General features: G+C 43.7%; 21 protein-coding genes. All 21 read left to right on the top strand.

The features are described from left to right. Window positions 1-4 precede the first annotated feature (4 nt). Window positions 5-253 (top strand): 50S ribosomal protein L7ae-like protein, encoded by a 249-nt coding sequence (locus tag ACQE26_RS03585; RefSeq protein WP_045927004.1) that lies wholly within the window; start codon window positions 5-7, stop codon window positions 251-253. Between the two features lie 115 nt (window positions 254-368). Beyond that, entirely contained in the window at window positions 369-785 is a 417-nt protein-coding gene (gene rpsL, locus ACQE26_RS03580; RefSeq protein ID WP_003156445.1) for a 30S ribosomal protein S12, read from the top strand. 39 nt (window positions 786-824) lie between these two features. After that, the gene (rpsG, locus tag ACQE26_RS03575; protein ID WP_003156447.1) at window positions 825-1,295 is read left to right on the top strand and encodes a 30S ribosomal protein S7; all 471 of its coding nucleotides are present in this window, start codon (window positions 825-827) and stop codon (window positions 1,293-1,295) included. A gap of 52 nt (window positions 1,296-1,347) precedes the next feature. Continuing rightward, window positions 1,348-3,426 (top strand): elongation factor G, encoded by a 2,079-nt coding sequence (gene fusA, locus ACQE26_RS03570; RefSeq protein ID WP_060963747.1) that lies wholly within the window; start codon window positions 1,348-1,350, stop codon window positions 3,424-3,426. Between the two features lie 119 nt (window positions 3,427-3,545). Then, window positions 3,546-4,736 (top strand): elongation factor Tu, encoded by a 1,191-nt coding sequence (gene tuf, locus ACQE26_RS03565; RefSeq protein ID WP_003156451.1) that lies wholly within the window; start codon window positions 3,546-3,548, stop codon window positions 4,734-4,736. A 103-nt stretch (window positions 4,737-4,839) separates the two neighbouring features. Beyond that, complete coding sequence (locus ACQE26_RS03560) at window positions 4,840-5,805, top strand: alpha/beta fold hydrolase (protein WP_500470696.1); 966 nt, start codon at window positions 4,840-4,842, stop codon at window positions 5,803-5,805. A gap of 248 nt (window positions 5,806-6,053) precedes the next feature. Further along, the gene (gene rpsJ / locus ACQE26_RS03555) at window positions 6,054-6,362 is read left to right on the top strand and encodes a 30S ribosomal protein S10 (protein ID WP_003156464.1); all 309 of its coding nucleotides are present in this window, start codon (window positions 6,054-6,056) and stop codon (window positions 6,360-6,362) included. Between the two features lie 39 nt (window positions 6,363-6,401). Then, the gene (gene rplC, locus ACQE26_RS03550; protein ID WP_007410402.1) at window positions 6,402-7,031 is read left to right on the top strand and encodes a 50S ribosomal protein L3; all 630 of its coding nucleotides are present in this window, start codon (window positions 6,402-6,404) and stop codon (window positions 7,029-7,031) included. 27 nt (window positions 7,032-7,058) lie between these two features. Next, window positions 7,059-7,682 carry a 50S ribosomal protein L4 gene (gene rplD / locus ACQE26_RS03545; RefSeq protein ID WP_016935901.1) on the top strand — a complete coding sequence of 208 codons (624 nt, stop codon included), beginning with the start codon at window positions 7,059-7,061 and terminating at the stop codon, window positions 7,680-7,682. Then, window positions 7,682-7,969 carry a 50S ribosomal protein L23 gene (rplW, locus tag ACQE26_RS03540; protein WP_003156467.1) on the top strand — a complete coding sequence of 96 codons (288 nt, stop codon included), beginning with the start codon at window positions 7,682-7,684 and terminating at the stop codon, window positions 7,967-7,969. Before rplD ends, rplW begins: the two co-directional genes overlap by 1 nt. Before the next feature lie 31 nt (window positions 7,970-8,000). Further along, the gene (gene rplB / locus ACQE26_RS03535) at window positions 8,001-8,834 is read left to right on the top strand and encodes a 50S ribosomal protein L2 (protein ID WP_003156470.1); all 834 of its coding nucleotides are present in this window, start codon (window positions 8,001-8,003) and stop codon (window positions 8,832-8,834) included. Window positions 8,835-8,891: 57 nt separating this feature from the next. Continuing rightward, window positions 8,892-9,170: a 30S ribosomal protein S19 gene (rpsS, locus tag ACQE26_RS03530; RefSeq protein WP_500470693.1), complete on the top strand. Its 279-nt coding sequence runs from the start codon at window positions 8,892-8,894 to the stop codon at window positions 9,168-9,170. 16 nt (window positions 9,171-9,186) lie between these two features. Then, entirely contained in the window at window positions 9,187-9,528 is a 342-nt protein-coding gene (gene rplV, locus ACQE26_RS03525; RefSeq protein ID WP_014662532.1) for a 50S ribosomal protein L22, read from the top strand. Window positions 9,529-9,531: 3 nt separating this feature from the next. After that, window positions 9,532-10,188, top strand: coding sequence for a 30S ribosomal protein S3 (rpsC, locus tag ACQE26_RS03520; protein ID WP_003156476.1), 657 nt, complete (start codon window positions 9,532-9,534; stop codon window positions 10,186-10,188). A gap of 1 nt (window position 10,189) precedes the next feature. Beyond that, window positions 10,190-10,624, top strand: a complete 435-nt coding sequence (gene rplP / locus ACQE26_RS03515; RefSeq protein WP_003156478.1) for a 50S ribosomal protein L16 — start codon at window positions 10,190-10,192, stop codon at window positions 10,622-10,624. Next, entirely contained in the window at window positions 10,614-10,814 is a 201-nt protein-coding gene (rpmC, locus tag ACQE26_RS03510; protein WP_003156482.1) for a 50S ribosomal protein L29, read from the top strand. The genes rplP and rpmC overlap by 11 nt, the downstream gene beginning before the upstream one ends. A 22-nt stretch (window positions 10,815-10,836) precedes the next feature. Then, on the top strand, window positions 10,837-11,100 hold the full coding sequence (rpsQ, locus tag ACQE26_RS03505; RefSeq protein WP_016935900.1) for a 30S ribosomal protein S17: 264 nt from the start codon (window positions 10,837-10,839) through the stop codon (window positions 11,098-11,100). A 40-nt stretch (window positions 11,101-11,140) separates the two neighbouring features. Next, window positions 11,141-11,509: a 50S ribosomal protein L14 gene (gene rplN, locus ACQE26_RS03500; protein WP_007410404.1), complete on the top strand. Its 369-nt coding sequence runs from the start codon at window positions 11,141-11,143 to the stop codon at window positions 11,507-11,509. A gap of 36 nt (window positions 11,510-11,545) precedes the next feature. Further along, window positions 11,546-11,857 (top strand): 50S ribosomal protein L24, encoded by a 312-nt coding sequence (rplX, locus tag ACQE26_RS03495; RefSeq protein ID WP_014469620.1) that lies wholly within the window; start codon window positions 11,546-11,548, stop codon window positions 11,855-11,857. 26 nt (window positions 11,858-11,883) lie between these two features. Then, the gene (gene rplE, locus ACQE26_RS03490) at window positions 11,884-12,423 is read left to right on the top strand and encodes a 50S ribosomal protein L5 (protein ID WP_003156487.1); all 540 of its coding nucleotides are present in this window, start codon (window positions 11,884-11,886) and stop codon (window positions 12,421-12,423) included. A gap of 22 nt (window positions 12,424-12,445) precedes the next feature. Beyond that, window positions 12,446-12,631, top strand: a complete 186-nt coding sequence (gene rpsN / locus ACQE26_RS03485; protein WP_003156488.1) for a 30S ribosomal protein S14 — start codon at window positions 12,446-12,448, stop codon at window positions 12,629-12,631. Window positions 12,632-12,651 lie beyond the last annotated feature (20 nt).

The raw sequence follows: 12,651 nt of genomic DNA, 5'->3' as shown, positions 1-12,651 counted from the left end.
GTTTATGTCTTATGATAAAGTATCACAGGCCAAATCAATTATTATTGGTACGAAGCAAACAGTGAAAGCTCTGAAACGAGGTTCAGTGAAGGAAGTCGTCGTGGCAAAAGACGCGGATACAGTTCTTACGGCTGGCGTGATCCAGCTTGCAAAGAACCGAGACATCGACGTCTGTATGGTAGATTCCATGAAAAAGCTCGGCAAAGCCTGCGGAATTGAAGTGGGAGCAGCAGCTGTTGCCATTATGTTATAGCGTACTTTTTGTTTTTATATAAGATGCCCATCTTGTGTAAAGACATTGTTTTTTGCCTAATGATGAACCACCTGGGTATGTGGGTTATAAAACGTAATGAAGGGAGGAACATAACATGCCTACAATTAATCAGCTAATTCGCAAGGGACGCGTGAGCAAAGTTGAAAACTCTAAGTCACCTGCACTAAACAAAGGATACAACAGCTTTAAAAAAGAGCACACTAACGTATCTTCTCCACAAAAACGCGGGGTATGTACTCGTGTGGGTACAATGACACCGAAAAAACCGAACTCAGCGCTTCGTAAATATGCTCGTGTTCGTTTGACTAACGGAATCGAGGTTACTGCCTACATTCCTGGTATCGGTCACAACCTGCAAGAGCACAGCGTTGTACTGATCCGCGGCGGACGTGTAAAAGACTTACCGGGGGTACGCTACCACATCGTTCGTGGTGCGCTTGATACTGCCGGAGTTGAAAACCGTGCGCAAGGCCGTTCTAAGTACGGTACGAAACGCCCTAAAGCAAAGTAATTAAATAAATTATTAAAACTATGAAGGGAGGATATTCAGATGCCACGTAAAGGTCCTGTAGCAAAAAGAGATGTTTTACCTGATCCGCTTTACAACTCTAAGCTGGTATCCCGCCTGATCAACAAAATGATGATCGACGGTAAAAAAGGTAAATCTCAAACAATCCTATACAAGTCATTCGATATCATTAAAGAACGCACTGGCAATGATGCAATGGAGGTTTTCGAACAAGCATTGAAAAACATCATGCCTGTACTTGAAGTAAAAGCACGCCGTGTAGGTGGAGCTAACTACCAAGTGCCTGTAGAAGTTCGTCCTGAACGCCGTACAACTCTTGGTCTTCGCTGGTTGGTTAACTATGCGCGTCTTCGCGGAGAAAAAACAATGGAAGAGCGCCTGGCTAACGAAATTCTTGATGCAGCTAACAACACTGGTGCTGCCGTTAAGAAACGTGAAGACACTCACAAGATGGCAGAAGCGAACAAAGCATTTGCTCACTACCGCTGGTAGGATTCATATAATCAAAATAATAATTCCCTAATAAGGAAGGAGAAATTACCCAATGGCAAGAGAGTTCTCCTTAGAAAAAACTCGTAATATCGGGATCATGGCTCACATCGATGCCGGTAAAACGACGACTACAGAACGGATCTTGTTCTACACAGGCCGTATCCACAAAATTGGCGAAACTCACGAAGGTGCTTCGCAAATGGACTGGATGGAGCAGGAACAAGAACGCGGTATCACAATCACTTCTGCAGCAACAACTGCACAGTGGAAAGGTTACCGTGTAAACATCATCGATACACCGGGACACGTGGACTTCACAGTTGAAGTTGAACGTTCACTCCGTGTACTTGATGGTGCGGTTGCCGTACTTGATGCTCAATCAGGTGTTGAGCCTCAGACAGAAACTGTTTGGCGCCAGGCAACAACTTACGGAGTGCCGCGTGTTGTATTTGTCAACAAAATGGACAAAATCGGCGCAGATTTCCTTTACTCTGTAGGAACTTTAAGAGACCGTCTTCAAGCTAACGCTCACGCAATTCAATTGCCGATCGGTGCTGAAGACAACTTCGAAGGTATCATCGACTTAGTAGAAAACGTTGCGTATTTCTACGAAGATGACCTTGGAACTCGTTCAGATGCGAAAGAAATCCCTGAAGAGTACAAAGAACAAGCTGAAGAGCTTCGCAACAGCCTGATTGAAGCTGTAGCTGAGCTTGATGAAGAGCTTATGGAAAAGTACCTTGAAGGTGAAGAAATCACTATCCCTGAACTGAAAGCTGCAATCCGTAAAGGTACACTGAATGTTGAATTCTACCCTGTACTTGTTGGTTCTGCTTTCAAAAACAAAGGTGTTCAGCTTGTACTTGATGCTGTTCTTGACTACCTTCCTGCGCCAACTGATGTTGCTGCAATCAAAGGTGTACGTCCTGATACAGATGAAGAGATCGTTCGTCATTCTTCTGATGAAGAGCCATTCTCTGCACTTGCATTTAAAGTTATGACTGACCCTTATGTCGGTAAGCTGACGTTCTTCCGCGTATATTCCGGTACACTTGATTCCGGTTCATATGTAAAGAACTCTACAAAAGGCAAGCGTGAGCGCGTAGGACGTATCCTTCAAATGCACGCTAACAGCCGTGAAGAGATCTCTACTGTTTACGCTGGAGACATCGCAGCTGCTGTAGGTCTAAAAGATACTTCTACTGGAGATACTCTTTGTGATGAGAAGGATCTTGTAATCCTTGAATCCATGGAATTCCCAGAGCCAGTTATCGACGTAGCGATTGAGCCTAAATCAAAAGCTGACCAAGATAAAATGGGTATCGCTTTAGCAAAACTTGCTGAAGAAGATCCTACATTCCGCACACAAACAAACCCTGAAACGGGTCAAACAATCATCTCTGGTATGGGTGAGCTTCACCTTGATATCATTGTTGATCGTATGAAGCGTGAGTTCAAAGTTGAAGCTAACGTTGGTGCTCCTCAAGTTGCGTACCGTGAGACATTCCGTACCGGTGCAAAAGTTGAAGGTAAATTCGTACGTCAGTCAGGCGGACGCGGTCAGTTCGGTCACGTTTGGATCGAATTTGAACCGAACGAAGAAGGCGCAGGCTTTGAATTCGAAAACGCAATCGTCGGTGGTGTTGTTCCTCGTGAATACATCCCAGCCGTACAAGCAGGTCTTGAAGACTCTCTTGAAAATGGTGTCCTAGCAGGATTCCCGCTAATCGACATCAAGGCGAAACTTTTTGATGGATCTTACCATGATGTTGACTCAAACGAAATGGCGTTTAAAGTCGCTGCTTCTATGGCATTGAAAAATGCAGTCAGCAAATGTAACCCAGTTCTTCTTGAACCAGTCATGAAAGTTGAAGTGGTTATTCCTGAAGAATACATGGGAGACATCATGGGCGATATTACTTCTCGCCGCGGACGCGTAGAAGGTATGGAAGCGCGCGGTAACGCTCAAGTTGTGCGTGCGATGGTACCTCTTGCTGAAATGTTCGGTTACGCTACTGCCCTTCGTTCTAACACGCAAGGTCGCGGTACGTTCACTATGTTCATGGATCACTACGAAGAAGTGCCGAAGAGCATTGCTGAAGAAATTATCAAAAAAAATAAAGGCGAATAATTGATTTTGCCACTTAACTCAAGTATAACTACTATTGTAAGATGAGGAAGTGAAAGCTTGCTTTCACTTTCTATCACTCTATACATCACTAATTAAAAGCTCTTAAGGAGGATTTTAGAATGGCTAAAGAAAAATTCGACCGTTCCAAATCACATGCCAATATCGGTACAATTGGACACGTTGACCATGGTAAAACAACATTAACTGCTGCTATCTCAACAGTACTTCATAAGAAATCTGGTAAAGGTACAGCTATGGCGTACGATCAAATTGATGGTGCTCCAGAAGAACGTGAGCGCGGTATCACAATCTCTACTGCACACGTTGAGTACGAAACTGACACTCGTCACTATGCACACGTTGACTGCCCAGGACACGCTGACTATGTTAAAAACATGATCACTGGTGCTGCGCAAATGGACGGAGCTATCCTTGTAGTATCTGCTGCTGATGGCCCAATGCCGCAAACTCGTGAGCACATCCTTCTTTCTAAAAACGTTGGTGTACCATACATCGTTGTATTCCTTAACAAATGCGACATGGTAGACGACGAAGAGCTTCTTGAGCTTGTTGAAATGGAAGTTCGCGATCTTCTTAGCGAATACGACTTCCCTGGTGACGATGTACCAGTTGTTAAAGGTTCTGCCCTTAAAGCTCTTGAAGGCGACGCTGAGTACGAAGAAAAAATTCTTGAACTTATGGCTGCAGTTGACGAGTACATCCCAACTCCAGAACGCGACACTGAAAAACCATTCATGATGCCAGTTGAGGACGTATTCTCAATCACTGGTCGTGGTACAGTTGCTACTGGCCGTGTAGAACGCGGACAAGTTAAAGTCGGTGACGAAGTTGAAATCATCGGTCTTCAAGAAGAAAACAGCAAAACAACTGTTACAGGTGTTGAAATGTTCCGTAAGCTTCTTGATTACGCTGAAGCTGGAGACAACATCGGTGCACTTCTTCGCGGTGTAGCTCGTGAAGACATCCAACGTGGGCAAGTACTTGCTAAACCAGGTACAATCACTCCACACAGCAAATTCAAAGCTGAAGTTTACGTTCTTTCTAAAGAAGAGGGTGGACGTCATACTCCATTCTTCTCTAACTACCGTCCTCAGTTCTACTTCCGTACAACTGACGTAACTGGTATCATCAATCTTCCAGAAGGCGTAGAAATGGTTATGCCTGGAGATAACACTGAAATGATCGTTGAACTTATCTCTACAATCGCTATCGAAGAAGGAACTCGTTTCTCTATTCGTGAAGGCGGACGTACAGTTGGTTCAGGCGTTGTTTCTACAATCACTGAGTAATCGACTCGTTCATACATGCGGGGTCCCTTATGGGGCCTCGTTTTTTTGTTTCCCGGCTGATTCAATGTATAATAGAGATTATACAAATTTTAGGAGCGGAGCGATGATTGATAACTTCAAGACAAACAAACGGATTTCAATGCTTCAGCAATTGCTGATTAACGATAGCGAACAGACCATTATGATTAATGGCGACGACAGGGATAATCCGCTGCTTTTGTTTTTGCACGGCGGTCCCGGCACCCCTCAAATCGGCTATGCGAGAAAATATCAAAAAAAGCTGGAGAAGCATTTCACTGTTGTGAACTGGGATCAGAGAGGGGCGGGACTCTCGTATTCAAAAGATATTCCGGGATCATCTATGACTTTGGATCAGCTGACGGCCGACACCATTCATTTGACCGAACGTTTATGTAAGCAATTCGGCAGGCAAAAAGTATATATCGCAGGCTATTCGTGGGGATCAGTTTTGGCGCTTCACGTTCTTCAAAAGAGATCTGATTTGTATTATGCGTATATCGGTATCAGTCAAGTGGTTAATATCCAAAAGGAGGAAGCAGAAGCTTACCGGCAGCTGACAGCATGGAGCAGGGAGCGTAAGCACCGCCTGCTGCAAAAGACGCTGGATTTTATCGGTGCACCTCCATGGGACGGACAGATGCAGCGGTCTTTGTTTCTGCTTTGTATCGAGATGAAGGGAGGAGGCTTCACCCACAATCCGATCGGCGCTCTAAAAGCAGGCGGACGAATGCTGTTTGGGGAACCGTACGGTGTGAGAGGGAGCTTTTTGGCTGCGCGGGGACAAATGTTCAGCCTGAAACATCTGTGGGAGGATCTCATTTTCTTTGATGCCGGGAAATCAGTTTCTTCTATTGAAATACCATGCTGTTTTATGTCAGGCAAATTCGATTTGACGGTTCCGGGAACGACATCTTACGAATATTATCAGAAGGTTGAAGCGCCGTATAAAGAATGGCACTGGTTTGAAAACTCAGCCCACTCGCCTCACTTGGAGGAGCCTGACCGCTTTGCCGAAGTTGTCAGCCGATTCGCATCTTTCCATCTCTGAAAGAAAACAGGCATATCCTTGATTAATCAAGACATCACCTGTATAATAATCAAAGTGTGAAAACCACAAGGTTCTTCAAATAAACCTTGCAACATACGTCTATTTTCTGTATAATAGTGTATGTTGGTCTTTGACTGCGATGAAGTGAGAGGTTGCTGACACACCCGGCCGCTTTGCCATGGCAAGGTGATCAGGTTTTTCTCACGGAGAACTGTCTAACGTGATGTAGGCGAAAAGGAGGGAAAATAATGGCAAAACAAAAAATTCGTATTCGTTTAAAAGCATATGATCATAGAATCCTTGATCAATCTGCAGAGAAGATTGTTGAAACGGCAAAACGTTCTGGTGCCAGCGTATCTGGTCCGATTCCGTTGCCAACTGAAAAATCAGTTTACACAATCCTTCGTGCGGTGCACAAATACAAAGATTCTCGTGAGCAATTTGAAATGCGTACACATAAACGTTTAATCGACATTGTGAACCCAACACCACAAACTGTTGATGCTCTCATGCGATTAGACTTACCATCTGGTGTCGATATCGAAATCAAACTTTAATTCAAAAATATAGAATGATCTTAATAGGAGGTGTGACGAATGACCAAAGGAATCTTAGGAAGAAAAATTGGTATGACGCAAGTATTCGCAGAGAACGGTGATCTTATCCCGGTAACTGTTATTGAAGCAGCTCCAAACGTTGTTCTTCAAAAGAAAACAGCTGAAAACGATGGCTATGAAGCGATCCAGCTTGGTTTTGACGATAAGCGTGAAAAGCTTTCAAACAAACCGGAAAAAGGACACGTTGCAAAAGCGGAAACTGCTCCTAAGCGCTTCGTTAAAGAATTACGCGGCGTGGATATGGATGCGTATGAAATTGGTCAGGAAGTCAAGGTTGAAATTTTCTCTGCAGGAGAAATCGTAGATGTAACAGGAGTATCTAAAGGTAAAGGTTTCCAAGGTGCGATCAAGCGCCACGGACAATCTCGCGGACCTATGTCTCACGGTTCACGTTACCACCGTCGTCCTGGTTCAATGGGACCTGTAGATCCTAACCGTGTATTCAAAGGTAAACTATTACCTGGACGCATGGGCGGAGATCAAATCACTGTCCAAAACCTTGAAATCGTAAAAGTTGATGCTGAGCGCAATCTTCTTTTGATTAAAGGTAACGTACCTGGTGCGAGAAAAACTTTAATCACTGTAAAAAGTGCTGTTAAATCTAAATAAGTCTCTTAGGAAAGGAGGAAATTGATCATGCCAAAAGTAGCATTATACAACCAAAACGGTTCTACTGCTGGTGATATCGAATTAAACGCTTCTGTATTTGGAATTGAGCCAAATGAGAGCGTAGTATTCGACGCTATTCTTATGCAAAGAGCTTCCTTACGTCAAGGATCTCACAAAGTAAAAAATCGTTCTGAAGTACGCGGCGGAGGTCGCAAACCATGGCGTCAAAAAGGTACAGGTCGTGCCCGTCAAGGTTCAATCCGTTCACCGCAATGGCGCGGAGGTGGTGTCGTATTCGGCCCAACACCACGCAGCTATTCTTACAAATTACCTAAAAAAGTTCGCCGCTTGGCAATCAAATCAGTATTGTCTTCTAAAGTGAACGACAACAACATTATTGTTCTTGAAGATCTTACTCTTGATACGGTTAAAACAAAAGAAATGACAGCTATCCTTAAAGGATTGTCTGTTGAGAAAAAAGCTTTAATCGTAACTGCGGATGCAAACGAAGCAGTATCTCTTTCTGCACGCAACATCCCTGGAGTTACAGTTGTTCAAGCTAACGGAATCAACGTGTTAGACGTTGTCAACCACGAGAAGCTTCTGATTACAAAAGCTGCGGTTGAAAAAGTAGAGGAGGTGCTTGCATAATGAAAGATCCTCGTGATGTTCTTAAGCGCCCCGTCATTACTGAACGTTCTGCTGATTTAATGACTGAAAAGAAATATACTTTTGAAGTTGATGTAAGAGCTAATAAAACAGAAGTGAAAGATGCAGTTGAAAGTATCTTTGGAGTGAAAGTTGACAAAGTCAACATCATGAACTACAAAGGGAAATCAAAACGTGTCGGCCGCTATACTGGTATGACTAGCCGTCGCAGAAAAGCGATCGTAAAACTTACTGCAGACAGCAAAGAAATCGAAATTTTTGAAGCTTAATTATCTGTAAAAAGAAGGAGGGAAATTCAAAATGGCGATTAAAAAGTATAAACCGACCTCTAACGGACGTCGTGGCATGACAACTTCAGATTTTGCTGAAATCACGACTGACCAGCCGGAAAAATCCTTGCTTGCTCCCCTTCACAAAAAAGGCGGACGTAACAACCAAGGTAAATTGACTGTACGTCACCAAGGTGGCGGACACAAACGCCAATACCGTGTTATCGACTTCAAACGCGATAAAGATGGTATACCTGGACGCGTTGCTACAGTTGAATACGATCCAAACCGTTCAGCTAACATCGCACTAATCAATTATGTAGACGGAGAAAAACGTTACATTCTTGCACCAAAAGGAATTCAAGTAGGTACTGAAATCATGTCCGGCCCTGAAGCTGACATCAAAGTAGGTAATGCACTTCCGCTTATCAACATCCCTGTTGGTACTGTTGTGCATAACATTGAATTAAAACCTGGTAAAGGCGGACAGCTTGTACGTTCAGCTGGTACATCTGCTCAGGTTCTTGGTAAAGAAGGCAAATACGTTCTTGTACGTCTTAACTCTGGTGAAGTTCGCATGATCCTTTCTGCTTGCCGCGCCTCTATCGGTCAAGTAGGTAACGAGCAGCACGAACTTATCAACGTTGGTAAAGCAGGACGCTCTCGCTGGAAAGGCATCCGCCCTACAGTCCGCGGTTCTGTAATGAACCCTAACGATCACCCGCACGGTGGTGGTGAAGGTCGCGCGCCAATCGGACGTAAATCACCAATGTCTCCTTGGGGCAAACCGACTCTTGGATTCAAGACACGTAAGAAAAAGAACAAATCTGATAAATTTATCGTACGTCGTCGTAAAAATAAATAACGGGGTTGTCTACGGTTCATTTCGGACCGTAGTGCAATCACGAAGGGAGGTTCCAAAATGGCTCGCAGCTTGAAAAAAGGACCATTTGTCGATGGACACTTGATGACAAAAATCGAGAAATTAAATGGAACGGACAAGAAACAAGTTGTAAAAACTTGGTCTCGCCGTTCAACTATTTTCCCACAATTTATCGGTCACACAATCGCAGTATATGACGGACGTAAACACGTGCCTGTATTCATTTCTGAAGACATGGTAGGCCACAAGTTGGGCGAATTCGCACCGACTCGTACTTACAAAGGCCACGCCAGTGACGATAAAAAAACAAGACGCTAAGAGAGGAGGCTTTTAAATGCAAGCTAAAGCTGTTGCAAGAACAGTCCGTATTGCTCCTCGTAAAGCACGTCTAGTAATGGACCTGATTCGAGGTAAGCAAGTAGGCGAAGCAGTATCTATCTTGAACCTAACACCGAGAGCTGCTTCTCCAATCATCGAAAAAGTTTTAAAATCTGCTATCGCAAATGCTGAGCACAACTACGAGATGGACGTTAACAATCTGGTTATTTCTCAAGCATTTGTTGACGAAGGCCCAACGTTAAAAAGATTCCGCCCGCGTGCTATGGGACGTGCGAGCCAAATCAACAAACGTACGAGCCACATTACAATCGTTGTATCAGAAAAGAAGGAGGGATAAGTAGTGGGTCAAAAGGTAAATCCAGTCGGTCTTCGTATCGGAGTCATTCGTGATTGGGAATCTAAGTGGTACGCTGGTAAAGATTACGCTGACTTCCTGCACGAAGATTTAAAAATTCGTGAATTCATTAGCAAACGCCTTTCTGACGCTTCTGTTTCTAAAGTAGAAATCGAGCGCGCAGCAAACCGCGTTAACATTACGATCCACACTGCTAAGCCTGGTATGGTAATCGGTAAAGGCGGATCTGAAGTTGAAGCACTTCGTAAAGCCCTTAACAGCCTAACTGGCAAGCGTGTACACATTAACATTCTTGAAATCAAAAGAGCAGATCTTGATGCTCAGCTTGTAGCTGACAACATCGCTCGTCAACTAGAAAACCGTATTTCTTTCCGCCGTGCGCAGAAACAACAAATCCAACGCACTATGCGTGCTGGAGCACAAGGTGTGAAAACAATGGTTTCCGGCCGTCTTGGCGGAGCTGACATCGCTCGTTCTGAATACTACAGTGAAGGAACTGTTCCATTGCACACTTTACGTGCTGACATCGACTATGCAACATCTGAAGCTGACACAACTTACGGTAAGCTCGGTGTAAAAGTCTGGATCTATCGTGGAGAGGTTCTTCCTACTAAGAAGAAAACTGAGGAAGGAGGAAAATAATATGTTATTACCAAAACGCGTTAAATATCGCAGAGAGCATCGCGGAAAAATGCGCGGTCGCGCTAAAGGCGGTACTGAAGTACATTTTGGTGAGTACGGTATCCAGGCTCTTGAAGCTTCTTGGATCACGAACCGTCAAATCGAAGCTGCACGTATTGCGATGACTCGTTACATGAAACGTGGCGGTAAAGTTTGGATTAAAATTTTCCCTTCAAAACCTTACACTGCTAAACCGCTTGAGGTACGGATGGGTTCCGGTAAAGGGGCTCCTGAAGGCTGGGTAGCTGTTGTAAAACCGGGCAAAGTTTTATTTGAGATTTCTGGTGTGTCTGAAGAGGTAGCTCGTGAAGCGCTTCGTCTTGCATCTCACAAATTGCCAATTAAAACGAAGTTCGTAAAACGTGAAGAAATTGGTGGTGAATCAAATGAAAGCTAATGAAATTCGTGACCTTACCACTGCTGAAATTGAACAAAAAGTAAAGTCTCTTAAAGAAGAACTTTTCAATCTTCGCTTTCAATTAGCGACAGGACAACTTGAAAATACTGCTCGCATTCGTGAAGTGCGCAAAGCTATCGCGCGCATGAAAACTGTGATTCGTGAAAGAGAAATTGCTGCTAACAAATAATCACTGAGGGGAGGTCGTGAGCATGAGCGAACGTAACCAACGCAAGGTTTACCAAGGCCGTGTTGTTTCTGACAAAATGGATAAAACCATCACTGTTGTTGTTGAAACATACAAAAAGGATCCTATTTACGGTAAACGCGTAAAATACTCAAAGAAATTAAAAGCACATGATGAAAATAATCAAGCTAAAATCGGAGACATCGTGAAGATCATGGAAACTCGTCCATTATCTGCAACTAAACGTTTTCGTCTAGTAGAAGTTGTCGAAGAAGCTGTTATTATCTAATAAAGTTCGGAATTCTTTTTCCGAAGGGAGGTAACAAATAATGATTCAACAAGAGACTCGTTTAAAAGTTGCTGACAACTCCGGTGCGCGTGAGGTACTTACTATTAAAGTTCTTGGCGGTTCTGGACGTAAAACGGCTAACATTGGTGATGTAATTGTTTGCACGGTTAAACAAGCAACACCAGGAGGCGTTGTCAAAAAAGGTGAAGTCGTAAGAGCTGTTATCGTTCGCACAAAAAGCGGAGCACGCAGAACTGACGGATCATACATCAGCTTCGATGAGAATGCATGTGTTATCATCCGTGACGACAAGAGCCCGCGTGGAACTCGTATCTTCGGACCGGTTGCTCGTGAATTACGTGAAAACAACTTCATGAAAATTGTTTCTCTGGCTCCAGAAGTTATCTAATGAAATAAATGCCTTACTCAAGGAGGTGCGATCAGGATGCATGTGAAAAAAGGCGATAAAGTTATGGTTATCTCTGGTAAAGATAAAGGCAAACAAGGTACGATCCTTGCTGCTTTCCCTAAAAAGGACCGCGTTCTAGTTGAGGGCGTAAACATGGTGAAGAAACACTCTAAACCGACTCAAACAAACCCTCAAGGCGGTATTTCTAATCAAGAGGCGCCAATTCATGTATCAAACGTTATGCCGCTCGATCCTAAAACAGGTGAAGTGACTCGCGTAGGATACAAAGTGGAAGATGGCAAAAAAGTTCGTATTGCTAAAAAATCTGGGCAAGTTTTAGATAAATAGTAATTAAAGGAAGGGAGGTCTATCTCATGAACCGCCTTAAAGAAAAGTACAATAAAGAAATTTCACCTGCTTTAATGACGAAGTTCAACTACGACTCTGTTATGCAGGTGCCGAAAATCGAAAAAATCGTAATCAACATGGGTGTTGGTGATGCTGTTCAAAATGCGAAAGCAATCGACAGTGCTGTTGAAGAATTAACGTTTATCGCAGGTCAAAAACCTGTCGTTACTCGTGCGAAGAAATCAATTGCTGGATTCCGTCTTCGTGAGGGAATGCCTATCGGTGCGAAAGTAACTCTTCGCGGAGAGCGCATGTATGATTTCCTTGATAAACTTATTTCTGTATCTTTACCGCGTGTGCGTGACTTCCGCGGGATTTCTAAGAAATCTTTCGACGGTCGCGGAAACTACACTCTTGGTATCAAAGAACAGTTAATCTTCCCTGAAATTGACTACGATAAAGTAACAAAGGTTCGCGGAATGGACATCGTTATCGTAACGACTGCTAACTCTGACGAAGAGGCTCGTGAGCTATTAACTCAAGTAGGTATGCCGTTCCAGAAATAATCAATGAAAGGGAGGCGAAATCGTGGCTAAAAAGTCAATGATTGCGAAACAACAACGTACACCAAAGTTTAAAGTGCAAGAGTACACTCGCTGTGAACGCTGCGGACGTCCGCACTCAGTCATTCGTAAATTTAAACTTTGCCGTATTTGTTTCCGTGAGCTTGCATATAAAGGACAAATTCCTGGCGTGAAAAAAGCCAGCTGGTAATCCCCAAGAATGGGAAGGAG

This window comes from Bacillus sp. 5RYD7K (assembly GCF_059831465.1).
Note: the sequence above shows the minus strand (reverse complement) of the source record. Positions and strands in the feature narration are given on the sequence as shown.

Coding starts and splice junctions, on each gene's coding strand:
- ACQE26_RS03585 (WP_045927004.1), top strand. CDS start 5: ATGTCTTATGATAAAGTATCACAGGCCAAATCAATTATTATTGGTACG.
- rpsL (WP_003156445.1), top strand. CDS start 369: ATGCCTACAATTAATCAGCTAATTCGCAAGGGACGCGTGAGCAAAGTT.
- rpsG (WP_003156447.1), top strand. CDS start 825: ATGCCACGTAAAGGTCCTGTAGCAAAAAGAGATGTTTTACCTGATCCG.
- fusA (WP_060963747.1), top strand. CDS start 1,348: ATGGCAAGAGAGTTCTCCTTAGAAAAAACTCGTAATATCGGGATCATG.
- tuf (WP_003156451.1), top strand. CDS start 3,546: ATGGCTAAAGAAAAATTCGACCGTTCCAAATCACATGCCAATATCGGT.
- ACQE26_RS03560 (WP_500470696.1), top strand. CDS start 4,840: ATGATTGATAACTTCAAGACAAACAAACGGATTTCAATGCTTCAGCAA.
- rpsJ (WP_003156464.1), top strand. CDS start 6,054: ATGGCAAAACAAAAAATTCGTATTCGTTTAAAAGCATATGATCATAGA.
- rplC (WP_007410402.1), top strand. CDS start 6,402: ATGACCAAAGGAATCTTAGGAAGAAAAATTGGTATGACGCAAGTATTC.
- rplD (WP_016935901.1), top strand. CDS start 7,059: ATGCCAAAAGTAGCATTATACAACCAAAACGGTTCTACTGCTGGTGAT.
- rplW (WP_003156467.1), top strand. CDS start 7,682: ATGAAAGATCCTCGTGATGTTCTTAAGCGCCCCGTCATTACTGAACGT.
- rplB (WP_003156470.1), top strand. CDS start 8,001: ATGGCGATTAAAAAGTATAAACCGACCTCTAACGGACGTCGTGGCATG.
- rpsS (WP_500470693.1), top strand. CDS start 8,892: ATGGCTCGCAGCTTGAAAAAAGGACCATTTGTCGATGGACACTTGATG.
- rplV (WP_014662532.1), top strand. CDS start 9,187: ATGCAAGCTAAAGCTGTTGCAAGAACAGTCCGTATTGCTCCTCGTAAA.
- rplP (WP_003156478.1), top strand. CDS start 10,190: ATGTTATTACCAAAACGCGTTAAATATCGCAGAGAGCATCGCGGAAAA.
- rpmC (WP_003156482.1), top strand. CDS start 10,614: ATGAAAGCTAATGAAATTCGTGACCTTACCACTGCTGAAATTGAACAA.
- rpsQ (WP_016935900.1), top strand. CDS start 10,837: ATGAGCGAACGTAACCAACGCAAGGTTTACCAAGGCCGTGTTGTTTCT.
- rplN (WP_007410404.1), top strand. CDS start 11,141: ATGATTCAACAAGAGACTCGTTTAAAAGTTGCTGACAACTCCGGTGCG.
- rplX (WP_014469620.1), top strand. CDS start 11,546: ATGCATGTGAAAAAAGGCGATAAAGTTATGGTTATCTCTGGTAAAGAT.
- rplE (WP_003156487.1), top strand. CDS start 11,884: ATGAACCGCCTTAAAGAAAAGTACAATAAAGAAATTTCACCTGCTTTA.